This window comes from Neisseria musculi (genome assembly GCF_014297595.2).
Classification (GTDB): Bacteria; Pseudomonadota; Gammaproteobacteria; order Burkholderiales; family Neisseriaceae; genus Neisseria; species Neisseria musculi.
On sequence record NZ_CP060414.2, the window covers coordinates 1804011 to 1827792 of the forward strand.

25 protein-coding genes and 4 tRNA genes are annotated in these 23782 nt (G+C 53.6%); 20 read left to right on the top strand and 9 right to left on the bottom strand.

What is annotated here, in order from left to right; all coding sequences use genetic code 11:
- Window positions 1-110 precede the first annotated feature (110 nt).
- The 3 genes from H7A79_RS09435 (at window position 111) to H7A79_RS09445 (ending at window position 4183) form a co-directional block, all read left to right on the top strand.
- Complete coding sequence (locus H7A79_RS09435; RefSeq protein WP_377057706.1) at window positions 111-1253, top strand: polysaccharide export protein; 1143 nt, start codon at window positions 111-113, stop codon at window positions 1251-1253.
- Between the two features lie 29 nt (window positions 1254-1282).
- Window positions 1283-1723, top strand: a complete 441-nt coding sequence (locus tag H7A79_RS09440) for a low molecular weight protein-tyrosine-phosphatase (protein WP_135034914.1) — start codon at window positions 1283-1285, stop codon at window positions 1721-1723.
- Between the two features lie 294 nt (window positions 1724-2017).
- The gene (locus H7A79_RS09445) at window positions 2018-4183 is read left to right on the top strand and encodes a polysaccharide biosynthesis tyrosine autokinase (RefSeq protein ID WP_187000078.1); all 2166 of its coding nucleotides are present in this window, start codon (window positions 2018-2020) and stop codon (window positions 4181-4183) included.
- A 504-nt stretch (window positions 4184-4687) separates the two neighbouring features.
- On the opposite strand, the gene H7A79_RS09450 is transcribed toward H7A79_RS09445, so the two are convergent.
- Entirely contained in the window at window positions 4688-4873 is a 186-nt protein-coding gene (locus H7A79_RS09450; RefSeq protein WP_187000079.1) for a zinc-finger domain-containing protein, read from the bottom strand.
- Window positions 4874-5136: 263 nt separating this feature from the next.
- On the opposite strand from H7A79_RS09450, the gene H7A79_RS09455 reads away from it, so the two are divergent.
- Together H7A79_RS09455 and lapB are read left to right on the top strand one after the other, a co-directional pair.
- Window positions 5137-5442, top strand: coding sequence for a LapA family protein (locus tag H7A79_RS09455; protein ID WP_135034920.1), 306 nt, complete (start codon window positions 5137-5139; stop codon window positions 5440-5442).
- A gap of 6 nt (window positions 5443-5448) precedes the next feature.
- On the top strand, window positions 5449-6618 hold the full coding sequence (gene lapB, locus H7A79_RS09460; RefSeq protein ID WP_187000080.1) for a lipopolysaccharide assembly protein LapB: 1170 nt from the start codon (window positions 5449-5451) through the stop codon (window positions 6616-6618).
- 333 nt (window positions 6619-6951) lie between these two features.
- On the opposite strand, the gene pdxA is transcribed toward lapB, so the two are convergent.
- Window positions 6952-8040 (bottom strand): 4-hydroxythreonine-4-phosphate dehydrogenase PdxA, encoded by a 1089-nt coding sequence (pdxA, locus tag H7A79_RS09465; protein WP_187000081.1) that lies wholly within the window; start codon window positions 8038-8040, stop codon window positions 6952-6954.
- A 138-nt stretch (window positions 8041-8178) separates the two neighbouring features.
- Between pdxA and zupT the strand changes: the two genes are divergently transcribed.
- Entirely contained in the window at window positions 8179-8988 is an 810-nt protein-coding gene (gene zupT, locus H7A79_RS09470; RefSeq protein ID WP_135034948.1) for a zinc transporter ZupT, read from the top strand.
- Window positions 8989-9405: 417 nt separating this feature from the next.
- Here zupT and H7A79_RS09475 read toward each other — a convergent pair whose 3' ends face one another.
- The 6 genes from H7A79_RS09475 to H7A79_RS09500 form a co-directional block, all read right to left on the bottom strand.
- A complete protein-coding gene (locus H7A79_RS09475; RefSeq protein ID WP_187000082.1) occupies window positions 9406-10281 on the bottom strand; it encodes a cell division protein in 876 nt (291 codons plus the stop codon).
- A complete protein-coding gene (locus H7A79_RS09480; protein WP_187000083.1) occupies window positions 10278-12026 on the bottom strand; it encodes a bifunctional biotin--[acetyl-CoA-carboxylase] ligase/type III pantothenate kinase in 1749 nt (582 codons plus the stop codon). Before H7A79_RS09480 ends, H7A79_RS09475 begins: the two co-directional genes overlap by 4 nt.
- The gene (gene rfaE2, locus H7A79_RS09485) at window positions 12023-12532 is read right to left on the bottom strand and encodes a D-glycero-beta-D-manno-heptose 1-phosphate adenylyltransferase (protein WP_187001681.1); all 510 of its coding nucleotides are present in this window, start codon (window positions 12530-12532) and stop codon (window positions 12023-12025) included. Before rfaE2 ends, H7A79_RS09480 begins: the two co-directional genes overlap by 4 nt.
- 162 nt (window positions 12533-12694) lie before the next feature.
- A tRNA-His gene (locus H7A79_RS09490) sits at window positions 12695-12770 on the bottom strand.
- A gap of 19 nt (window positions 12771-12789) precedes the next feature.
- A tRNA-Arg gene (locus H7A79_RS09495) sits at window positions 12790-12866 on the bottom strand.
- 44 nt (window positions 12867-12910) lie between these two features.
- Window positions 12911-12988, bottom strand: a tRNA-Pro gene (locus H7A79_RS09500).
- Window positions 12989-13209: 221 nt separating this feature from the next.
- Between H7A79_RS09500 and folD the strand changes: the two genes are divergently transcribed.
- From folD to H7A79_RS09560, 12 genes are all read left to right on the top strand, one after another.
- On the top strand, window positions 13210-14067 hold the full coding sequence (gene folD, locus H7A79_RS09505; protein ID WP_187000084.1) for a bifunctional methylenetetrahydrofolate dehydrogenase/methenyltetrahydrofolate cyclohydrolase FolD: 858 nt from the start codon (window positions 13210-13212) through the stop codon (window positions 14065-14067).
- Between the two features lie 875 nt (window positions 14068-14942).
- Complete coding sequence (locus tag H7A79_RS09510; protein ID WP_135034934.1) at window positions 14943-15521, top strand: beta-class carbonic anhydrase; 579 nt, start codon at window positions 14943-14945, stop codon at window positions 15519-15521.
- Window positions 15522-15525: 4 nt separating this feature from the next.
- A complete protein-coding gene (nadD, locus tag H7A79_RS09515; protein WP_135034936.1) occupies window positions 15526-16134 on the top strand; it encodes a nicotinate-nucleotide adenylyltransferase in 609 nt (202 codons plus the stop codon).
- A 77-nt stretch (window positions 16135-16211) separates the two neighbouring features.
- Complete coding sequence (rsfS, locus tag H7A79_RS09520) at window positions 16212-16604, top strand: ribosome silencing factor (protein ID WP_187000085.1); 393 nt, start codon at window positions 16212-16214, stop codon at window positions 16602-16604.
- Between the two features lie 242 nt (window positions 16605-16846).
- Entirely contained in the window at window positions 16847-17602 is a 756-nt protein-coding gene (tpiA, locus tag H7A79_RS09525) for a triose-phosphate isomerase (RefSeq protein WP_135034940.1), read from the top strand.
- 5 nt (window positions 17603-17607) lie between these two features.
- Window positions 17608-17964: a preprotein translocase subunit SecG gene (gene secG, locus H7A79_RS09530; protein WP_135034942.1), complete on the top strand. Its 357-nt coding sequence runs from the start codon at window positions 17608-17610 to the stop codon at window positions 17962-17964.
- Window positions 17965-18016: 52 nt separating this feature from the next.
- Window positions 18017-18102, top strand: a tRNA-Leu gene (locus H7A79_RS09535).
- A 222-nt stretch (window positions 18103-18324) separates the two neighbouring features.
- Window positions 18325-19569, top strand: coding sequence for a tyrosine-type recombinase/integrase (locus H7A79_RS09540; RefSeq protein ID WP_187000086.1), 1245 nt, complete (start codon window positions 18325-18327; stop codon window positions 19567-19569).
- Between the two features lie 483 nt (window positions 19570-20052).
- Window positions 20053-20283, top strand: coding sequence for a helix-turn-helix transcriptional regulator (locus tag H7A79_RS09545; RefSeq protein WP_187000087.1), 231 nt, complete (start codon window positions 20053-20055; stop codon window positions 20281-20283).
- Window positions 20280-20600, top strand: coding sequence for a hypothetical protein (locus H7A79_RS09550; protein WP_187000088.1), 321 nt, complete (start codon window positions 20280-20282; stop codon window positions 20598-20600). The genes H7A79_RS09545 and H7A79_RS09550 overlap by 4 nt, the downstream gene beginning before the upstream one ends.
- A gap of 143 nt (window positions 20601-20743) precedes the next feature.
- Window positions 20744-21229: a host-nuclease inhibitor Gam family protein gene (locus H7A79_RS09555; protein ID WP_187000089.1), complete on the top strand. Its 486-nt coding sequence runs from the start codon at window positions 20744-20746 to the stop codon at window positions 21227-21229.
- A 372-nt stretch (window positions 21230-21601) separates the two neighbouring features.
- A complete protein-coding gene (locus H7A79_RS09560; RefSeq protein WP_187000090.1) occupies window positions 21602-22024 on the top strand; it encodes a hypothetical protein in 423 nt (140 codons plus the stop codon).
- 126 nt (window positions 22025-22150) lie between these two features.
- On the opposite strand, the gene H7A79_RS09565 is transcribed toward H7A79_RS09560, so the two are convergent.
- Complete coding sequence (locus H7A79_RS09565; RefSeq protein WP_187000091.1) at window positions 22151-22288, bottom strand: hypothetical protein; 138 nt, start codon at window positions 22286-22288, stop codon at window positions 22151-22153.
- Between H7A79_RS09565 and H7A79_RS09570 the strand changes: the two genes are divergently transcribed.
- Together H7A79_RS09570 and H7A79_RS09575 are read left to right on the top strand one after the other, a co-directional pair.
- Complete coding sequence (locus H7A79_RS09570; RefSeq protein ID WP_187000092.1) at window positions 22287-22580, top strand: hypothetical protein; 294 nt, start codon at window positions 22287-22289, stop codon at window positions 22578-22580. The two genes, H7A79_RS09565 and H7A79_RS09570, sit on opposite strands and share 2 nt — an antisense overlap.
- On the top strand, window positions 22573-23688 hold the full coding sequence (locus tag H7A79_RS09575) for a DUF7146 domain-containing protein (RefSeq protein WP_187000093.1): 1116 nt from the start codon (window positions 22573-22575) through the stop codon (window positions 23686-23688). Before H7A79_RS09570 ends, H7A79_RS09575 begins: the two co-directional genes overlap by 8 nt.
- Window positions 23689-23782: the final 94 nt, after the last annotated feature.

The following is a 23782-nucleotide window of genomic DNA, read 5'->3' on the forward strand; positions in this document are numbered from 1 at the left end:
GGCAGCCATATCTACACTCCTGCCGGCCGCACAAACCTGAAACCCAAGGCTGCGCACAGCGGCACCCCGCTGTGCCGGCCCGTGTTGCAACATCAAACGAAAGAGAAAAAGTGAATATTTTCCAACCCTCAGCCATCGGCTTATCGCTGCTCGCCCTCACTTTGGCCGGCTGCACCGTGATTCCCGGCTCCGGCCTGAGCGCGCGCGGCAAAACCGTGGTGTATGAAAACGGCGAAAGCAAAGCCGACACCCGCCTTAACCGCCTCATCAGCATCCGCCCGGTTACCCCCGGTCTGATTGAGCGCATGGAAGAAGCCCCCCGCCGCGCCCTGTCCAACCCCGCGCTCGAGCGTCAGAAATCGGCCTACCGCTACCGCATCGGCAGCGGCGATGTGCTGAACATTCTGGTTTGGCACCACCCCGACCTGAACACGCCCGCCGCCGACAGCCCCAATCCCGACAGCAAACAGGTGAGCAACGGCGCCTGGGTAGATGAAGCGGGCTACCTGGCCTACCCGCTGGCCGGCAGAATCTACGCGCGCGGCAAAACCCTGCCCGAATTGCAGTCGCTGCTCACCGCGCGCCTCAAACGCTATATCAAAAACCCGCAGGTTTCGGTGAACGTGGCCGAATTCCGCTCGCAGCGCGTTTCCGTATCCGGCGCAGTGGGCAAGCCCGGCCAGCTGCCGCTCACCAATGTACCGCTGACACTGGTCGATGCCATCGACCAGGCCGGCGGAGCCGCCGCCAATGCCGACACCGACAATATCAAGTGGACACACAACGGCACCGAGCGCACCGTATCGCTCCAAGATATCCGCCAATACGGCGATTTATCGCAAAACCTGCTGCTGGGTGCCGGCGACATGGTTTATGTGCCCACCAATGAAAACAGCCGCATTTATGTGATGGGCGAAGTGGGCAAACAGGCATCGCTGCCCTTGGGCAACTACGGCCTCACGCTCACTCAGGCACTGGGCAACGCCGGCGGCATCAATCAGGTTACCGCCAACGCTTCGGGCGTGTTTGTCATCCGCAACATGCCGGACGACCGCGAAAAACCCATACACGTTTACCAGCTCAACCTGAAAGACGCATCGGCCTACGCCCTGGCCAACCGCTTCAAACTGCGCGCCAACGATACGGTGTTTGTTACCGCCGCGCCCGTTGCCCGTTGGAACCGCGTGGTATCGCAGGTTACCGCATCCATCAGCAACATTTACTACATCGACAATATTTTCGGCGGACAATAACAGAGTTTCCGGGCAACCCCAAAATCAGAATGTTTCAGAAAATTTTGATTGTATGCGTAGGCAACATCTGCCGCTCGCCCACCGCAGAGCGGCTGCTGCAGCAGAAGATGCCCCATCTTCAGGTATTTTCGGCAGGGCTTAAGGCAGCGGCCGGCAAAGATGCCGATTTACAGGCCATACGCACCGCCCTGCGGCACGGCCTGATTATCGCAGGCCACACCGCCCGCCCGCTCACGGCGGCCATGTGTGAAACAGCCGATTTGATTCTGGTGATGGAACCGCGCCACATCGATGAAGTGGCCGCCGTTCTGCCCGCCGCCCGCAGCAAAACCATGCTGCTCGGCCAATGGCTGCCCAAGCAGCACATTCCCGACCCCTACGGGCAGTCCGATGAAATGTTTGAAGCCGTGTACCGCCTGATTGATGAGGCTGTGGAGCAATGGGCCTTCAGGCTGACAGTACGCCCTTAACACAGAGCATCGCGGTCAAACCTGCCGCCGTTTCAGACGGCCTATGCCGCTTTGTTCAGGCCGTCTGAAAAACACAACGGCAAAACAAACGCCGCTGCAGGCAGGTTAGGCAAACCGCAACGGCGGCACAGGCAGGGATACCCTGCCCCGCACCCTGCCGACCGGCATCTCCGCCTGAGGGAAACGTTCAGACGGCCTGCCCGAGCGGCGGATTAAATACCGTTTAACGGCCGTCTGAAACAACGGCATAAAAATGCACCCGCTTATAAGTTAAGATAAAAGGAATTTCGCAATATGGCAAAACAGTATTCCCCATACAACCGGCCGCAGCACAACGGCGGTGAAATCGATGTGGGCCGGCAGCTCCGCAACCTGCTTCACTATAAATACCCGATTGCCGCCGCCGTGTTGGCCGGCGGCCTTCTGGGCGCGTTATACAGCCTGGCTGCCACACCCGTTTACCGCGCCGATGCCATGCTGGAAATCGAAACCAAGCCAAACCAGATTCTGACCGAAATCAGCAATCTTTTTGCTCCCGAAAACGGCAACCTCACCTTTGAAGCCGAGCTCGATTTGGCACAATCGCGGCTGGTGCTGGGTAAAACCGTTGACGATCTCCAACTGGCGCAAACCGTTACCCCGAAATACTTTCCCGTTATCGGCAATTTGATGCACAACCTCAGCAGCGACATCGAGCCCGAGTTAAACGTGCACACTTTCGAAGTCGGGCAGGAATGGTTGAACCAAACCTTCACCCTCACCGCGCTGGGCAACAAGCTCTACAGCTTAGAGCTGCCCGACGGGCGCACACTTGAAGGCAAAGTCGGCCGCCCGCTGCAACTCAGCCCGCAATCAACGCTTCAGATCAATCAGATTCTGGCCGAAAGCGGCCAACGCTTCACGCTGGTAAAGCATTCGAAATTGAGCGCAATCGAAAACCTCAAACAGAATCTGACCGTGTCGAGCAAAGGCAAAACCAGCCCGATTATTAATCTGGCCTACAAAGGAACCGAGCCGGAAAAAATCACCAAAATCCTCAACAGCATCGCCGATAACTATGTCAGCCAAAACATCAACCGCGATGTTCAGGTGGCCGCCAGCGGTTTGGCCTTCATCAGCAGCGAGCTGCCGCGCCTGAAAGCCACCTTGCAGGATGCCGAAAACAGGCTCAACGAATACCGCAGAAAAAGCGGCTCTCTGGATATTCCTGTTGAATCAAAAGGCGCGCTCGAAAGCCTGGTCAGCATCGAAACCCAGATTACCGGGTTGCGCACCGAAGAAGCGGGGCTGGCCGAACTTTACACTCCCGAACACCCCACTTATAAAGCCGTGCTCGACAAACTGGCCGTGCTGGAAAAAGCCAAAAACAGAATCAACCGCCAAATTGCCGAGCTTCCCAACACCCAGCAGGAAGTTATCCGCCTCACCCGCGATGTCGAAACCAACCAAACCACCTACACCCAATTATTGAGCAAGCAGCAGGAGCTCAACATTATGAAAGCCAGCACCCAGGGCAATGTGTGGATAGTGGATTATGCCGCCGTGCCCGAATTGCCCGTTGCCCCCCGCAAAACCGTGATCACCCTGCTGAGCGCCCTCACCGCCGGCATACTCGCCGCCGGCTGGCTGCTGATACGCTCCGCCCTTCGCAAAGGCATTGCCGGCCCTGAAGAAATCGAACAAACGGGCATGAATGTAGCGGCAATGATTCCGCTTTCCAAAGCCCAAAGCAAACACGATGCCCTCAGCAACCGGTTTAAATCACTCTCAGGCAGCCGCGCCGGCTATCTGTTAAGCCTGGAAGCCTCCACCGATGCAGCCGTGGAAGCCCTGCGCGCCCTGCGCACCAACATCTATTTCTCAATGATCGGCGCCCAAAACAATATCCTGATGATTACCGGCACCTCTCCGGGCGTAGGCAAATCATTTGTGGCTGCCAACCTGGCTGCCGTCATGGCTCAATCAGGCAAAAAAGTGCTGCTGATTGATGCCGATATGCGCAAAGGCCGTCTGAACGAAATGCTGACCGCCTCCCCCGAAAAAGGTTTGTCCGACATTTTGGAAGGCCGGCTCTCTCCCGGCCAGGCCGTTCAAGAAACCGCCATACCCAACCTCAGCTTCATCAGCCACGGCTCATTGCCCGAAAACCCTTCGGAGCTTCTGCTTGACGGCCGCTTCAACACACTCTTGAGCCGCGCCCGCCAACGGTATGACTATGTAGTGGTGGATACCCCGCCGGTGTTGTCGGTAACCGATGCCAACATTGTCGGCCAACAGGCCGACACCACCCTGCTGGTGGCGCGCTACAACGCCACCTCTGCCCGCGAGCTCGAAGCCAGCGCCGGCAGATTAACGCAGAGCAATGTAAAAGTAAGCGGCGTCATACTCAACGGCATGCGCAGCGAAGGCCGCAGCGGCTACGGCTATTACGCTGCCTATACCCACAAGCCAAAAAAATAATCCGCAAACATTCAAGGCCGTCTGAAACATTTTCAGACGGCCTTAACATACAGACATAGCCATATAGCAGACCCGCTTCATTTTTTCATTACACAGCAGGCTGAAAATAAACACCAAGTCCCGTCAACACCGCAACGAAACACCCTAACCCACAGAAAGCAGCAAACAATGCCAACACAAAGCGCAGCACTATAACTGATTATTTTAAAACAAGAAGCCATATCTGCGCCGCCCACAACCCGGCACCTCGTCCCGTTATAATCTATTTCACCATTATTTCCACACCAACCTATTTACTGTAAAAAATCCCGGCATTGTTCACCCCTTCTTTTTTGCCTGCATACCCATTCGGGGATTTTTGAGAATTGCCGAGAATGCCCAAAAGCACAGCAAAGCCGTTTCATTCTTGAGAATTCTCAAAATCACGAAACCATCATTCCAGCAAAAGGCCGTTTAGCATAAAAAGCGCAACCAACCCAACCTTTTCCAACACCTTTACCGTTTTCAATGATGCCCCTTTGCCTCTCCCGCCAATCGGTACACCACACCGCAATACGGACACTCTATAGCGCCGTTCGACTGAATAGGCAGAAACACACGCGGGTGACCGTTCCACACTTCATTTTGCGGGCCGGAGCAATGCAGCGGCAAATCATACGGAGTAACGGTCATCACATTGTGGTCGTTCATATTGTTTCCTTTACAAAAGCCGTTTACCATTCTCATCAGCAGATATTACGATAAGACCGCAGAGTTGGAAAGTGCCACAAAAAGAAGGCGTATTTTAGTAAAAGCAACCGAAAACATTATGCCTGAGTCTTTTATTTGGTATTACTTGCAATTTACCTTACAGCATAAATAAAGTTTTTTCGCTATCAACAAAGCAAATGGTTTAAACTGCCGCTTTCTTCACCTTTCAGACGGCTTGAAACCTTTGCCATACGGAGCATGAGATGAAAATATTTTACACCATCATTAAAATCATCATCTTGTTGATATTCTTAATTCTTGCCATTGGCAACACGCAGAGTGTGCAGTTTTTCTACCTACCCGCCCAAAGTCTGAACGTGCCGCTGATTGTGGTGTTATTCGGCGCTTTCGTTATCGGTTCGGTGTTCGGCCTGTTTGCGCTCTTCGGCCGCCTGCTATCCCTGCGCGGCGAAAACAACCGTCTGCGCACCGAAATCAAAAAATCTGCCCGCGCCGCTGCTGCCAACCCCGCTGTGCCACCGCCCGCGCCGCCGAAACACAAGGAATAGGCCTTTATGGAAAACGAAATCTGGATTCTGCTGCTGCCGATTATCCTTTTGCCGGTTTTCTTCGCAATGGGCTGGTTCGCTGCACGGGTCGATATGAAAACCGTGCTCAGGCAGGCTAAAACCGTTCCAGGCGGTTTTTATAAAAGCCTTGACGCCCTGGTTGACCGTAACAGCGGCAAAGCCGCCCGCGAGCTGGCCGAAGTTACCGACCAGCAACCGCAGTCTTACGATCTGAATCTCACGCTGGGCAAACTTTACCGCCAACGAGGCGAAAACGACAAAGCCATCAATATGCACAGGGCCTTGCTTGATTCTCCGGACACCGTGGGCGACAAGCGCAGCCGAGTACTGTTTGAGCTGGGCTTGAATTACCAGAGTGCCGGCTTGGTTGACCGCGCCGAACAGATACTGACCGGCCTGCAAAACGGCAACATGGCCAAAGAAGCCTGCCAAGTGCTGCTGAGCATCTACCAGCAAGACCGCGACTGGGAAAAAGCCATCGAAACCGCGCAACTGTTGAGCCACAACGAGCAAACCTACCAATTTGAAATCGCCCAATTCTATTGCGAACTGGCGCAGACCGCCCTGTTTCAATCCGATTTTGACACTGCCCGCCACCATGTGGAAAACGCTTTGAACGCCAACAAAAAGTGCACCCGCGCCAATATGATTTTGGGCGACATCGAACAAAAACAGGGGCATTATGCCGCCGCCGTTGAAGCCTACACCGCCATTGAGAAACAAAACCACGCCTACCTGAGCATGGTCGGCGAACGGCTTTACGATGCCTACGATGCACAAGGCAGGCCGCAGGAAGGATTGGGCGTGCTTATCGGCTATATGCACACTTTTCCGCAACTTGATCTCATCAATGTGATTTACGACAAATCACTACTGCTTAACGGCGAAGCCGCCGCCAACCAAACCGCCGTGGATTTGGTTCGGAAAAAACCCGATCTCGGCGGCGTTTACCGCCTGCTCGGCCTGCAACTGAGCGGCCTGCCTCCCGAATGGAAAGCCGATGCCGACATGATACGCGCAGTTGTCGGCCGCCAACTGCAAAAAGCCGTGATGTACCGCTGCCGCAACTGCCACTTCAAATCACAAGTATTCTTTTGGCACTGCCCCGCATGCAACAAATGGGAAACTTTTACCCCCAACCGCATCGAGGTATAACTTTCAGACGGCCTTTCTGCACGCAGATGCGCCCACTCTTGAACCAACCGCTTTACGGTTGTGGGACAGCCCGGCCGCCCCCTTGGTCGGCTTGGCTTCTTTACAGGTTTCCCGCCTTTCTAGCCGGAATTCAAACCGTCAAACCGGCACCGCAAGGAAAAGCCGTCTGAAAAACTTTGTTCAGACGGCCTTTGTGGTATCCGCACACAGATCACTATCCTTATTCTATTGAAAGCTATTAAACGCGTTTCTTATCACTTCCACCCACGGCACAACGACATTTCAAAGCTGGGAGCAGTCCTATTCAGGAAATTTTGTGTTCAACCCGGCGCATTAATCAACTTTCAAATCTTGCGCGGCTTGGTCTTCCGTTTGGCTTGGTTTTCCGTTTGGCTTGGTTTTCCGTTTGTTTTTTATTGTTATGAGATTGCCGTTTTTCGGTTTAGCAGCTGTATGCCGAGCCATTTCCAGCGCAGTGGCAGCCGCCACCATCAAGCTGCCGGAATCGGCTTTACCTGTTCCTGCCAAATCCAGTGCAGTGCCGTGATCAACAGATGTGCGCACAAACGGCAAGCCCAGCGTGATGTTCACCCCTTTGCCGAAACCGGCGTATTTCAACACAGGCAACCCCTGATCGTGATACATGGCCAACACAGCATCGGCATCTTTCAGCATAAACGGCTGAAACAGGGTGTCGGCCGGATAAGGGCCGCGCACGTCTATACCTTGTGCGCGCAAGCTGTCGAGCGCGGGGATAATGATATCGATTTCTTCGCGGCCGAGATGGCCGCCCTCGCCTGCGTGGGGGTTTAATCCTGCCACAAAAATGCGCGGGGAGGTGATACCGAATTTTTTTTGCAGCCCGCAATGCACAATTTTCGCCACCGATTCGAGTTGCGGCTGCGTGATAGCAGCGGCCACGTCTTTAAGCGGCAGATGGGTAGTGGCCAGTGCCACACGCAAACCGCCGCCCGCCAACATCATCACCACCTGCTTGGCAGCACTTTTTTCGGCCAGATATTCGGTATGGCCCGAAAAAGGCATACCGGCATCATTGATAATGCCTTTGTGCAGCGGCGCAGTTACCATTGCGGAAAATGTGCCGTTTTGGATACCTTTATAGGCAGTGTCGAGCAACTCAATCACATAGGCTGCGTTGGCAACGTTCAGACGGCCTGCCCTGCAGGGCATTCTCAAAGGAATATGCAGCACTTCCAACACCCCCTCCTCCGGCTCGGCGGCAGGAGTGAAATCCCTCAGGACAACGGCTTTGCCCAATTTATCGGCACGCGCCTGCAACATGGCTTTATCGCCCAGCACCACCGGGCGGCAAGGCAGGACGGCAGCGGGCAGGTCGAGACAGATATCGGGGCCGATACCGGAAGGTTCGCCGGAAGTAACGGCAATAACAGGCAGAGGCATTTTGCTTCCTTAATCAAAATCCATAACGGCAGCCGGTTATTTTAGCCGATTTTTGTAGAAATTTCGGTTGGCCGGCTATTCTATTTTGTTGAAAAATGGTAGCCTTATTTCTTTAACGGTTTAATGGTAAGAATCAATATGATTGCGGCTACCCTGCAAAATCTAACGGTCGCGTTCGGCATCACCTTGGCCGCCGGCTTGGCAACGGTGCTGGGCAGCGTGTTGGTGTTTGTATCGAAAACACCCAACCCGCGCATACTTTCATTCGGGCTGGCGTTTGCGGGCGGCGCTATGGTTTATGTGTCGCTCACCGAAATTTTTTCCAAGTCGCAACAGTCGTTTACCGCAGTCTACGGGCAAAGTATGGGGCTTGCGGCGGCCACTTTCGCTTTTTTGGCCGGGCTGGGCGTGATAGCTTTGATTGACCGTTTGGTGCCCAACCCTCACGACACCCTGGATGCACACGACCCCGAATTTTACGAAAAATCACGCCACCACATCGCCCGGGTGGGCTTGATGACGGCGTTTGCCATCACTGCCCACAACTTCCCCGAGGGGCTGGCCACTTTTTTCGCCACACTGGAAAACCCTGCCGTAGGTGCACCTTTGGCGCTGGCGATTGCCGTCCATAATATTCCCGAAGGCATTTCTATCGCCGCCCCGGTTTATTTCGCTACCCGTAACAAAGCCTTAACGGTTGCCGTCTGCCTGGTTTCGGGTTTGGCCGAGCCGCTGGGGGCATTGTTGGGCTATTTTGTGCTCAAACCTTTTCTTTCCAGCGCGGTGTTCGGCTCCGTTTTCGGGCTGATTGCCGGTGTGATGGTGTTCTTGGCATTGGATGAGCTGCTGCCCGCCGCCAAACGTTATTCAGACGGCCATGAAACGGTATACGGCCTGACCTCGGGCATGTCGGTGATTGCTTTGAGCTTGGTATTGTTCAACTGGTAGAAATACGCCGGCTTAAGTCTGCTTTTGTTGCCATAATCGTCTCATCTGCCGAGAGCCAGTCTGCCCTGCTCCAAGTTTGCCGCACCTTGCCGTATCCTTTCCGCCACTTGCAGGCTGCTGCTTTGTATTGAAATGCTTTCCGCTACATCAAGGCCGTCTGAAAACTTGCTTTTCAGACGGCCTGTGAAGAAACCGCTTTATTTTCGGCACAAGGGGCAAACCTCAAAGCATACAGAACCGGTTCCGTTACCGCTGGGTCGGCCGGCACAATCATTCTCTTTGAGCCAAGAGTAGCAAACGCTGTAACGGAAACAAAGTGGATTCATGGCAGGCTTAGGCTTTTCCGACTATTTGCCGCTTAAAAAAGATACCCGGCCAAATGCCGGGTATTTTGCGGTTCCAAACTGATTGTGCTGTTTATCTGCACGGCCTGCGGTTCAGTTTTCCGTAGCGCGAAACCACTTTTTGAATTTCCTGCGCAGATTTATCGTCTACATCCATAAACGTTACCTGCATCTTGGCCACACTCAGACCGCCTTCGGGCGAGGCACCGCGATCTTCCTGTTCGTGGATGCGGGTGCCGCCGAAACCTGCGCTTGCCAGGCGCGAAATCAGCACTTGGGCGGCAGAGCGGCTGTGGGTTACGCCTACGCTGATGCCGCCTTCGTAGATGCTGCCGCTGAAGCCTTTGGCAGCCAGGCTGTCGAGCATGGCCGCCGCATCGCCGTCTGCCGAAATCAACACACGGTAGGTTTTCTGCACTTGGCCGGCATCACGCTTTTCAACCGTACGCGATGCGGCGTGCGGCCATTGCCGCAGCAGACCTTTGATACGGTGGTAATCGTCTTCTTCCAGCGTTAGCGATGCCGGGGAAGTGCACAGGTTGTTTTCTTTTTTGGCTTCTGCTGCTTTTTGCCGTTCCTGTTCGCGTTTGGCTTTCTCCAGCTGCTCGCGCTTGGCTTTTTCTTCGCGTTCTTTCTGCGCTTTCGCTTCCAGCTCTTTGGCCTCTTTTTCTTTGGCTTCCCGCTCCGCTTTCTCCCGCATCAAGCGTGATTCATCACTTTCGGATTCGGAAGCGGCAGAAACCTGAATCGGGGCAGCCTCTCTTTCGGGAGCGGAAACCGGAACCGGATGCAGGATTTCTGCCGGCGCCGGCACGGGTTGCTGTTGCGGAACGCCGACACTCTGAGCGGGAGCGGCCGCATTTTTTTGTTTTTCTACAACGCGGCTGGCAACCATTCCGCCAAAAACGATGACGTTTAGTGCCACCAGCACGGCAAATAGCCATTTCATTGTTGCTGTATCCAGTTAAGTAAGCCGTAAATGGCGAGATTATCTACAATTTTAACTGTATTGTCCAAAACAAATGACGGCGGCAACGCCTGCACCACTTTGGCTGCGCCGCCGCCTGTGATAATCAGATCCACCGCCTTGCCTGCCCCGACTTTTTCACGCAGCCGGGCGTGCATCAGCAATACCGAACCGCACACGGCATCCATCATGCCGCTGGCCAGTGCGTTGGCCGTGGTGGTGGGGAAAGGATATACGCGCCCCAACGGGCGGTTGAGATTGGCGGTTTTCAAAGCCATCGCCTCTTTCATTAAGTGAAAGCCGGGCATGATGGTGCCGCCGAGATAATGATTGTTGTCGGTGAGCGCATCCACCGTAACGGCGGTTCCGCAACTGGCCACCACGCAGGCATTTTGTGTGAAGCGGCGGCTGCCCAGCGCGTTAAACCAGCGGTCGGCACCGTGTTCGGTGTGGTTGCGGTAATGGTTGCGTATGCCCAGTGCCTGCGGCATGGAAGAGAGCCATTCAACCGGCTGCGGCAACTGCGCGGCAACCTGGGCTTTTTTGGCTTCGCCGCACACGGCACTGCCGATAATGCGTACACTGCCGCTGCCGCGCTCCTGCCATTCGGTGCCGAGCAGTGTCAGGTCGCGGTAGGGCGAGCGGCCGGTATGGACGATACTGCCGTTTTCGACCCACGCCCATTTCAACTGGCTGTTGCCGCCGTCAAGCAGCAAATATTTTCCGGCGGCGGCCGTCTGAACAGGCGGAGGGTTATCGCCGGGGCGCAGGCTGATTTCACCGCTCACCACAATACGCTCGCCGTTTTCGGTTTGCAGCCGCAAGGCTCCTTGCCCGGTGATGCCTGCCGACACGCCTTCATAAACGGTTTCACCGTTTTGCAGCAGGCGCACGGGACGGTTATGGTCGCGGTCGGCCGCTTGGTAGGCTGCCACAAACGGAGCAAAACCGTATTGCCGGTATCGGTTGAGCATGGTGTCGAGTTCGCCCAGCAAAGCAGCGAGCAAAGCGGCGGAACCCACGGGCGGAGCGGCCGCAGAAACGGCCGCCTGAACCGATGCCGCGTCTTCCACTTCTTTAGGCAGCACAAAATTGATGCCGATGCCGATTACGGCAACGGTTTTACCGCTGCTGCGCACGGTTTCGATCAGAATGCCGCCGAGTTTGCGCCGCCCCACCACCAAATCGTTGGGCCATTTGATTTGTGCGGGTATGCCGAGCTTGGCTAAAGCGGCATGGCAGGCCAATGCCACGGCGGGCGCAAGCGCGCCCAACTCGTTTTGCGGCTTGTCAAACACGCTGCCAAAACTGAACATCAGGCATTCGCCCAAACGGTTTTGCCATACTTTGCCTTGCCTGCCGCGCCCTTTGCTCTGGCTGTGTGCCAACACCAGCAGGCCGTGCGCCTGTTGCGGTGAGACTCTGGCAGCTTCCAGCACGATATCGTTGCTGGATGTACATTCATGATACAGGGCCGTCTGAAAACCGTGTTGCCTGCCGGTTTGCTGCAACTGCGCTTCATCAAATACCGCCAGCGGGCGCACCAGCCGCCATTGGCCATCGTGCTGGCGCAGCAGGCCGCGGATGTGGGGCGGCATCTGCTGCCACAACCCGTTAATCTGTTGGGGTTTCACGCCGGCAGCCAGGCCTAATGCCGAAATATGGTGCGGCAGGCCGTCTGAAAGTGCGGCAAGCAGCTTCCAATGCTGCGGTTTGAGCGGCATCATTTCTGCCCTGCCCCCTCTGCGGCACGGATTTTCTCCAGCGTTTGGGTGGTGGATGTTTGGTGCAGAAACGGAATCGAGTACACTTTGCCGCCACGCGCGAGCGTTTCCTGCGCGCCAACGATTTTTTCCACCGGCCAATCGCCGCCTTTTACTAAAATATCGGGCTTAACCCTCTCTATCAATGCGGCGGGCGTGTCGTCATCAAACCAGGTAACCACATCGACACAGGCCAATGCGGCCGCTACGGCAGCACGGTTTTCAAGCATATTGACCGGGCGGCCGCTGCCCTTGCCCTGCCGTCTCACCGAAGCATCGGTGTTGAGCGCCAACACCAGCGCAGCCCCCGTTTCCCGCGCCTGCGCCAGATAAGTTACATGGCCGCGGTGCAGAATATCGAAACAGCCGTTGGTAAACACCAGCGGGCGCGGCAGCGCGGTAATACGCGCTGCCAGCTCTTCGGGCGGGCAGATTTTGTGTTCAAAAGCGGGCAGCGGCCAATTGCTCATCATGAATTTTCCAGGATGGTAAGATGCCGAGATGATACCGAAGCAGTGCGTTTTGGAAAAGCCGGCACAACGGCTTTTCAGACGGCCGAAATCTTGGCAGGCCGTCTGAAAAGCAGAGATAAAAAAACCGTGTATGAACGCATACACGGTTTTTTTAAGATTTGGGGTGGCTGATGGGGCTCGAACCCACGACAACCGGAATCACAATCCGGGGCTCTACCAACTGAGCTACAGCCACCACAGGAAAACTTTTTATCTGGCACGCCCGACAGGAATCGAACCTGTAACCGCCCGCTTAGAAGGCGGGTGCTCTATCCGGTTGAGCTACGGGCGCGTTGCAGTGTCCGCGCCTTATCGGGCTTTGTTTTGTTCGGGACCTGGTCGGGGCGGTGGGATTCGAACTCACGACCCCCTGTTCCCAAAACAGGTGCGCTAACCAGACTGCGCTACGCCCCGACGAGAAATGCGAACTATACCGAGATGGGCAGCAAACGTCAAGCCCCGCTGCCGGCAAAAACTTTTTGCTTATGCTATCTGTTTCATTTGTTTTGCGATTTAAAGCAATCTGCCTTGCCGGCACCCGGCAAAGGCTGCAGAAAACAAGTGAAAAACTGCGCCGAAAATGCGATAATCCGCGCTCTTCACAAACTCTCCGCACCACAAAGGATAACCCAGCCATGACTGCCCAACTGATTAACGGCAAAGAAATTTCCCGGCAACGCTTAGAAGAAGTCGCCCGACAAACCGCCGAACGCAGCGCGGCCGGTTTGCGCCCTCCTTGTTTGGCGGTGGTGTTGGTGGGCGATGACCCGGCCAGCGCGGTTTATGTGCGCAACAAAAAACTGGCTTGCGGGAAAGTGGGCTTCAAATCGCTTTCCTACGAGCTTCCCGCTGAAACTTCCCAGGAAGATTTATTGCAACTGGTGGATGGTTTAAATGCCGATTCCGAGGTGGACGGCATCTTGGTGCAACTGCCGCTGCCCAAGCAAATCGACAGCCAGGCTGTGCTCGAGCGCATTGCGCCGCACAAAGATGTGGACGGCTTCCACCCCTACAATGTCGGCCGTTTGGTGGTGAAAATGCCGCTGATGCGCCCCTGCACCCCCAAAGGTGTGATGACGCTGCTCGAAGCCTACGGCATTAACCCCGAAGGTAAAAAAGCCGTGGTGGTGGGCGCATCGAATATTGTGGGCCGCCCGCAAATGTTGGAGCTTTTACTGGCACGCGCCACCGTAACCATCTGCCACAGCAAAACCCAAAACCTTGCCGCCGAAGTGGCTGCTGCCGACATCGTGGTGGCCGGTGTAGGCATTCCGAACTTTGTGAAAGGCCAATGGATTAAGCCCGGGGCGGTGGTTATCGATGTGGGCATCAACCGTTTGGATAACGGCAAATTATGCGGTGATGTAGAATTCGACACCGCCAAAGAGCGCGCATCGATGATTACTCCCGTGCCCGGCGGCGTCGGCCCGATGACCATCGCCACTTTGCTGGAAAACACATTGTATGCCGCCAAGCTGCACGATAAAGCTTAAACAGCCGGTAAAAAGTGAAACATTAAGATGGCGGATTAATGCGCAGATGAGTGTTTCGATACCGTGCAGCAAGCCGTAACAACGCTGCAGAGGGCCGGATTGGTTCACTTGCAATACAAGCCTTTTAATCCAATTATTTTTTTGTTTTTAAAAAATAATTTAGATGCCTGCAGCCGGGCGGAATATTTAAGTGTTTTCAAATTTACACAAACATGTGGCAACAATATCAGGCCGTCTGAAAAACCAATATGCTGCTACGGCCTGACTTTATTTTCGGCACAAAGCAACAAGCTGTAGAAAGTATCAATACCACATAGCCGGTTCTGTTGCCGCTTCAGCAGTCGACAAAATCACTCCCTATTGAACATAAAACACAACAACGCCGTAACGAAAATAAAATGGATGCACGATACCCTCCCCTATCAAAGCCGGATGCCGACTGTTTGGCCGTCTGAATACCGTTTGGAATACGGCCCGAGCGCCCACCCGCTAACCAAATAAAGCAGGTTTCACTTTACCGCCAAAAACGGCCGGCCGATGCCGCTAGGAGCATCGGCCGCCACCTTCTTAAAGCAAAGCGGTTGGAAATTGCAAAACCGGGTTTTGCAGCGCACAAACCCGGTTGTGTAAGCTCTATTTAAAACAGATGCTTATTATCCCCGCTTCTATAACGGGTAAAATTCCAAGAGCCGAGATGGCAAGCTTTGATGGCGCAAACCATACAGCAAAACGCATCCATATCATAATGCCATACCGCTATGCATTAATCTGCCATATCCGATACTTTGGAGTATTCCGGCTTTCAGACGGCCTTCTGCACACACCGGCTCCGAAACCGCTATAATGGCCGCACCCACCAAGCTGCCGAAACAGACATGAGCGAACTCGACCATATTTTGAATTTCAACCGGGAATTTGTGGATTCAGGAGAATACGCCCAATTTTTTACCAACAAATTTCCCGAACGCGAACTCGCGATTTTATCGTGTATGGACGCACGCATGGTTGAGCTGCTGCCGCGTGCGCTGGGGCTGAAAAACGGCGATGCCAAACTGATTAAAAACGCCGGCGCCCTCGTTACCCACCCGTGGGGCTCCGTGATGCGCAGCCTACTGGTAGCCGTATTCGAGCTGAAAGTAAAAGAAATCATGGTCATCGCCCACTACGATTGCGGTATGCGCGGCCTCAACCCCGGCACATTTCTCAGCCGCGCCCACCAAAACGGCATTCCCAACGACCGCATCACCACCTTGCGCAACGCCGGTATCGACTTAGACAGCTGGCTCACCGGTTTTGACAACGTAGAAGAAAGCGTACGCCACACGGTCGGCCTTATCCGCCGCCACCCGCTGATGCCCGACAACGTTGCTGTTCACGGCCTCGTTATCCACCCCACCACCGGCAAACTCACCGTGATTGTAAACGGCACTGCCGAATGCCCCATATCAACTTGATTTCATGAAAAATATCGGACTTTTCGGCGGAACATTCGACCCGCCCCACAACGGCCACCTGCACATCGCCCGCGCCTTCGCCAACGAATTAAATTTGGATATGGCAGTGTTTCTGCCCGCAGGCGACCCTTACCACAAAACAGCAAACACCCGCACACCCGCAAAGCACCGTTTGGCAATGACCGAATTGGCTGCCTGTGCCGACAGCCGTTTTGCCGTCAGCGACTGCGACATCGTCCGCAAAGGCGCAACCTACACCTTCGACACCATACAGATCTTCCGCCAGCAATTCCCCACCGCCCGATTATGGTGGCTGATCGGCAGCGACAACCTGCTCCAACTGCACACCTGGAAAAAATGGCAGACCCTAGTCAAACAAACCCATATGGCCGTTGCCGTCCGCACCGGCGGCAGCCTGGCCCAAGTTCCGCGCGAATTACAAAGCTGGCTGGGTCAAGCCCTGCAAAAAGGCAGCCTGCAACTGTTGCAAGCACCGCCTTGCAACATCAGCTCCACCGAAATCCGCCGCCGGCTGCGCCACAGCGAAAGTACCGCCGGGATGATAGACACACAAGTCGCAGCCTATATCGCACGGCACAACCTTTACCGCTAACCATTTTTCAGACGGCCTGATTGGCCGGCAACAGCCTCAGGCCATCTGAACACAACTTCCACAAACAGGAACCGGAAATGAACCCACAAGAACTGCAAGCCCTTCAAACAATGGTAGAAACCGCCGTAAACGCGCTTGAAGACATCAAAGCCAAAGACATCGCCGTGCTCGAAACCCAAGAGAAAACCTCCCTATTTGCCCGCATGATTATTGCCAGCGGCGACAGCAGCCGCCAAGTGAAAGCCTTGGCCGACAACGTAGCCGTTGACTTAAAAGCAGCCGGCTTTGAAATCCTCGGCAGCGAAGGCCAAGACAGCGGCGAATGGGCGCTGGTTGATGCGGGCGATTTAGTGGTGCACATTATGTTGCCCGCCGTACGCGACTTTTACGATATCGACACGCTTTGGGGCGGCAAAAAACCCTCGTTCCACGCCGGCGCACAAAAACCCTGGCACGCAGCCGACCATTAAAAAACCAACATAACAATTGCGGCACTATCGAATACAAAACCGATTTGGATGCAGAAACCGACAGCCAAAAGATAATCTTGACAGACCGTCTGAAACAGTTTCAGACGGTCTGCCCACACCCATAGCTCCAAACATGTATCCACCCGCCAGTTGGTGCAATATCCATTACAACGCACTACATTTTTACCGCAAGGTGCGTTAAAATCCGAAACGTTACGAAGTAAACGAAGGACACCAAAACCATGTGGGATAAAAAATGGGTTATCGGTAACTGGAAAATGAATGGCCGCCTGCAAAACAATAACGCACTGATGCACCGCTTCCGCATCATGCCCACGGCCGACCAAGTGGTTATCGGCTTAGCCGCCCCCACCGTTTACCTGCTGCAACTGCACAATGCCATGCAGATTGTACTCAACAACCGCATTCTCACCTGCGCTCAAGATGTCAGCCGCTTCCCCGACAACGGTGCCTATACCGGCGAAGTGTCTGCCGAGATGATGGCCGACATCGGCGTGGATATCGTATTGATCGGCCACTCCGAGCGCAGCCTGTATTTCGGCGAAAAAAACGATATCCAACGCCAAAAAATGGTAAACGTGTTAAATGTGGGCTTAACTCCGCTGCTGTGTGTGGGCGAAAGCCTGCAAGAGCGTGAAGCAGGGCATGAACAAAAAGTAATCGCCCACCAGCTCTCGATTTTAGAAGGTTTACACACGAAAAACATCGCTGTAGCTTATGAACCGGTATGGGCCATCGGCACCGGCAAAGTTGCCACCACCGGGCAAATTGCTGATATGCACGCTTTTATACACAAACAAATCTTGTCATTGTGCGGCAACGATGTTAATATCCGAATCCTTTACGGCGGAAGCGTCAACGCCGGCAACGCGACCGACATTTTCACCGTACCGTATGTAGACGGTGCATTGGTGGGCGGGGCATCCCTGTCTTACGACTCGTTTACCGCCATTATCTGTGCCGCACAAGAATCATAAGAATCATGGAAGCCTATAAAACCGTTTTTTGGATTATCAACATCTTCGCCGCTTTGGCTGTTATCGTGCTGGTTTTGATGCAGCACGGCAAGGGTGCAGATGCAGGTGCCACATTCGGCTCGGGCAGCGGCAGCGCACAAGGTGTATTCGGATCAGGCGGTAACGCCAACTTTTTAAGCCGCAGTACCGCTATCGCTGCCACAGTATTCTTCGCCACCTGTGTGGCTATGGTTTATATTAATACCCATTCAGGCAAACACGGCTTGGATTTCAGCAATGTGCAACAGAGCCGGCCGGCACAAACACAGCCAAGTGCACCCGTACAATCTACGCCGCAAACTCCTGCTTCTTCAAATCAATAATTATATAGAAGCATTCGGGTATCGAAATTAAATTTTTACAATATAGTTTTTTGCCGACATGGTGGAATTGGTAGACACGCTATCTTGAGGGGGTAGTGACCTTAGGTCGTTCGAGTTCAAGTCTCGATGTCGGCACCATCAAAAGAAAACAGCCCTATTTTTGGGCTGTTTTTTTACGTCTAACACCGTCTAATACCATAAACCAAGATGCAGGCGGGGCGGGGATTTCAGGCTGATTGCCAATGTTTTCAGATGGTTTTAATCTTCTAATCCCGTCTAATACAGACTAATTGAATAAATCAAAAATTTACGGTATCTTTTGCGGTATCTTGAAAATACCACTAAAAAAGTACCGTAAAAATGCCGTTAAACGACCGCCAAATAAAGAACGCCAAACCAGCCGAGAAGCCTTATAAGCTGGCAGATGGGCGCGGCCTTTATTTGCTTGTTAAACCCAACGGCGGCAAATACTGGCGGCTTGATTATGCGATAGACCGAAAGAGAAAAACGCTTGCAATCGGCATTTATCCTACTATCAGCCTAGCCGAAGCCCGAGAAGCCGCCGAAAACGCCCGCCGCCTGATTGTAACAGGGCAAGACCCCAGTGCAGCCAAGCAACAGGCCAAACAAGAGCGGCAGGCCGCCCTACTGAATACCTTTGAAGCAATAACGCGCCGATGGCATAGCGAAAACCTGCACCGCTGGAAGCCCGACAATGCCGCCCGCATTCTCAATCACTTTGCAAAAGACGTTTTCCCGCATATCGGCGGCTTGCAGATAGACGGCATAGCCGTAGCAGACGTAAAAGCCGTAATCAAGCGGATAGCCGCCCGTAATGCGCCCGCCACCGCCGAAAAAATCAGGCAATGGATAGCCGCCGTTTACGGCTATGCCGCCATGCTGGAAATCACAGACCGCAACCCCGCCGCCCCATTGCGGGGATTTTTGGCAAAGGCAGAAACCCGCCATTTGCCCGCCTTGCCGCGTGAAGAACTAACCGAGTTTTTCAGACGGTTGCTACTGGCCGATATTGAGCCGCAAAACCGTATAGCCGTTTTGCTGATTATGTTGGTATTTGTGCGAAGCACCGAGTTACGCGGCGGCAGATGGGAAGAAATCGACCATGCCGCCAAAACTTGGACAATCCCCGCCGAGCGCATGAAACTACCCCGCGCCCACGTTATCCCGCTGGCCGACTGGCCGCTTGAGCTTTTGGCCGAACTGCACACCATCACGGGCGGCAGCCCTTATCTGTTTCCCAGCCGCACCAAAACAGCAGGCTTTATCAGCGAAGCCACCCTAAACCGCATTATCGAGCGGCTAGGCTACAAAGGCACGGCCACGCCGCACGGGTTCCGCAGCTTGGCAAGCAGCGTATTAAACGAACAGGACTTTAACCCCGATGCCATAGAACGGCAGCTTGCCCATGTGCCTAAAGACAAAATCCGCGCCGCCTACAATCGGGCGGAATACTGGCCGCACAGGGCGGAATTTATGCAATTTTTCTGCTTAGAAATGATGAAAAATAATCATAATTTAATCATTTTTTTATCATTTTTGATAAGAAAAAATGAAAATGACAGGGGTAAATCTGATAAATTTTAGCTATCAAAAAATCAGCGGGCGGCAGGCATAAAATTAGCACCCCCCCCCACCCAAAAAATAAAAGAACACGGCCAAAAAACCGTGTTTTTCATATCAGCAGCTTTTTGCCGACAAAAATATGCCAAAAGAGAGCATCTGAAAAATTTTCAGAGCGTTAATTTAGGTTCAGGCAGCAGGGCTTTTTGCCACAGAAATAAGCATTTCTAGGTTAAAAAGTAGCTGGTAAAAGTAAATTATACCGACAAACATTTTTTTAACATGACAAAACCAGCGCAAAAGAGTGTTTAGAACCCGTTTAGACCCCGTTTAAAAAAACGCTATCATGACAAAATCATTTATTATTTATTTTTTAATATTTATATTTTTTTTAAATCAATCATATAAACAAAATCTTTACTTAGTGAAATGCTTTAATTGATTTTATTTTGGCGTTCGTTTTATGCTGAAAAAAGCAATGTAACGGCATAAATCTGGAAGGAAGCCATGACACAACAAACCGTATTAAGAGTAAAGCAGGTATCTAAGCGGTTAGGTATTTCAACTGCTGCTGTTTGGTACAAATCCAATCCCAAGAGCCGCCACTATGACGCAGATTTTCCGCAGCCGTTTAAAGTTTCAGCTAACGCGACAGGCTGGCTTGAAAGTGAAATTAACAGCTATATTGAAAAACTGGCCGCCAAGCGTTTAACCGAACACCACAAGGGAAAATCATGAAAGATTTTAAAATTACAAAAGAAAACCTGCATTTGGTAATTGACTATATGCCCGAAGCGTTCCACAAGTTAAGCGTGGTAATCGGGGAAGATATGGCATTGAAATTATTTGAAAAATATCGCGGCATTAATCTGCCTATCGGCAAGAACAAAACGGCCGCAGGCCGATTGCTTCATCAAAAACTTATTGAAGTAATCGGGGAAAATGCCGCAAACAAATTTACATTTGCCTTTGCAATGTCAAGTGCTAAGTTTTTCAATATTCCAAGATGTATAAAAGACAAACAGGTTTTGAGAGATATTCAAATTAAACAATAGTTTGGCCAAGCATCAAGGCCGTCTGAAACCCCGCACCAATCCCCCCAACCCCACCCCAGCCCCGCCCGTAAAACGGCAGGGGCGGGATTAGTGCAACTCAATCAAACACATAACCATTTGATTTTAATTAAAAAGGAAGATTTATGACCCAGCAAAACACACCAGCCATTACCACACCCGACGAATTGAAAGCAGCCTTTGCCGAATGGCAGGAAATCAACCGCCAAATGCAACAGGCCGAAAATAAACAAGCGGGCAAACTGGCCGCCCTGAAAGCCAAACATGACAGCGAAACCGCCCCATTGGCCGAGCGCATGGCCGAACTGGAAACCCGCATCAAAGCCTATGCCGCCGCCCATCAAACCGAGCTTACAGGCGGCAAAGGCAAAGCCGCAGCCATTGGCACGGGCTTTATCAAATGGCGCAGCGGGCGCGATTCCGTACAGATAAGCAGCGATACAGAAACCGTAATTGCCGAACTCAAACGCCGCCGACTATCCCGCCTGATACGCGTAAAGGAAGAAATCAATAAAACCGCCGTACTGGCCGATGCCGCCGCATTAGCCAAACGCCCGATAAACGGCCTGCAAATCATTAAGGGCGGGCAGGAAATCGTTTTACAGGCATAGAGCCGCCGCGCCGATAATGTAGCCGCCATGCAACACGAAACCCATTAAGCATAAAATGCGCTTGACACCCGCCCACGGCAGGGCAATAATAGCTGCGTTACTGTAAATCCAGTAACCAGCCGTGAGAAGCTGAAACGAAAGGCCAAGCAAGCCGCGCCGAATATCCGAGCTACCCGATAGCCTGAATATCAGCGGCCTTTATCTTGCTTGCATTCCCCCTTGTTTTACCTTTTGCAATGGCAGACGGGGGCAAAGCGGGCTTTATGCCCACTGGTACTTTCGGCCAGTTTCTCACTCTTTGCCCTTTGTCTGCCGCCCCACGCGTGAGAACGTGAGCGGCGGCGGAAAGACCCGAAAGAAAGGTAAAACATCATGACAACAGTCAATCAAACCCAGCAGGCCGCCGCGCCGCAATCTAAACAAAATCCCTTATTCAATTTACAACATGACGGCATAGGCACATTTTTAGCCATTGCTTCAAACCAAATCAGCCAATGGCAACGAGACGGCAAATTAAGCGAAGCCGACACCGTTGTTTTACAAGAGCAAATCAACTGCACTTTGCTTTATATGGGCAAAACCGTATCAGACCTTGCCGCCTGCAATATGGACTACACCAACCAAGACGATAACACCTTATGCGCCGCCTTGAGCATTACAGGCCAAATCATGCAAGAAATGGCGGGTATCAATTATACGCTTGAGCATAACCGCACCACATTGCGCCGTGATGCGGAAAATGCCGCCAAACAGGCAGCACAAAAGCCCAACGGCGAAGAATGGCCAAACTGCTAAAGGCCGTCTGAAACCGCCCCCAATCCCTAAACATCCCCCTTTTTAAAACGCCTTGCCCTGCCCGTAAAACGGCAAGGGCGGGTTTTCTGCACCCGAAAGAAACGTAAGACCCCGTTTAAACCCCGTTTAAAAACGCGCCATATTGCGTTTCGGGCTTTCAGACGGCTTACCCCTTACCCAAACGGCAAACGCCCCAAAAAACGCAGATTTACCCGCCTGCCGAACGGATACGGCAACAGGCAGCACACGAAAGGCAAACGCCATGACAACCCGCCAAGACAAGCAAGCCGTTAAAGCTGCCCAAACCGCCGCCATTTTCACAGGCACATTAGCCGCCTGCATGGTTTCCCTTGCATTTTCATCATGCACCGCCAAACCCGCCCGCGCCCACACCGCGCCGCCTGCCATATTGATAAACACCGTTTCAGACGGCCAAAGCCAAACACCCCGCCACCACACCAGCCAAACCGCCGCCATTCCTGCCGATTGGACGGAAAACCCGCTTGCCGCCGTAGTGTATGAACCCGTATCAGAAAGCGGGGCAGGCCATGAATAACCGCCGTTACGACCTATCCGACCTGAAAGCCGCCGCCGCTGGCCGCTGGCCTGAAATTCATGCCGCGCTTGGCATTCCCCGTGAATACCTTAACCCCCGCAAACATTGCCCCTGCCCCTATTGCGGCGGTAAAGACCGTTACCGCTACACCGACTATCAAGGCACGGGCGCGTTTATCTGCAACCAATGCACCCCCGACGGCGGCAGCGGTTTTGATTTATTGATGCTGGTGTTTGGCTACGACTTTGCCACCGCCGCCAACGAAACCGCCGCCTTATTGGGTTTTTCAGACGGCCAAGCAGGGCAACACCGGCCCCGCGCCCCGTTGCCCCCTGCCAAGCCCGCCGCCCCGCCGAAAGACAAACAGGCCGCTTTGCTGAATCTATGGCACGAAGCCGTACCCATCAGCGGCCAAGACCCCGCCGCGCAATACCTGCACGGGCGGGGCATACCTGATACCGCTTTTCAGACGGCCTTAAATATCCGCTATCACGCAGCCTTACCCCTATGGGCAACCGACACCGACGGCCAAGCGGCCAAGCCGCTGTTAATCGGCCACTTCCCCGCCATGCTGGCCGCCGTAACCACCGCCGACGACCAATTACAGGGCTTGCATAAAACCTACCTTGATGCGGTTTATACCAAGCCATACGGCGAAAACGGCAACCATGCCCCCGCCTTTACCAAACTGAATATCCACCACCCGCACACAGGCGAGCCGTTGCCCGCAAAAAAGATGCAATCCCGCTTACCCGATGCCCTGAAAGGCGCAGCAGTACACCTTTTCCAACCCGACGCACAAGGCCGCCTGATTGTGGCCGAGGGCATAGAAACCGCCTTTGCCGCCCGCGCCCTTTTCGGCCTGCCCGCCGTTGCCGCCTTATCCGCTTACGGCATGGCTTCGTTTATATGGCCGTCTGAAACGCAGGAACTGTTTATTTGTGCCGACCATGACGACAACCGCACGGGCATTAAAGCCGCCCACAGCTTGGCAGTAAGAGCCATCAAGGCAGGCATCAAGGCGCGGATATGGCAGCCCGAAACGGCAGGCTTTGACGCTTTGGACGAACTGAACCGCCGCCAAGACGAACAGACCGCCCCGCCGTAAATCGCCGTATTTGCGTTTTCAGCCCGTTTCCCTTTCAGACGGCTTCACCCCCTTACCTAAGCGGATAACACCCCAAACAGCGCAGATTTACCCG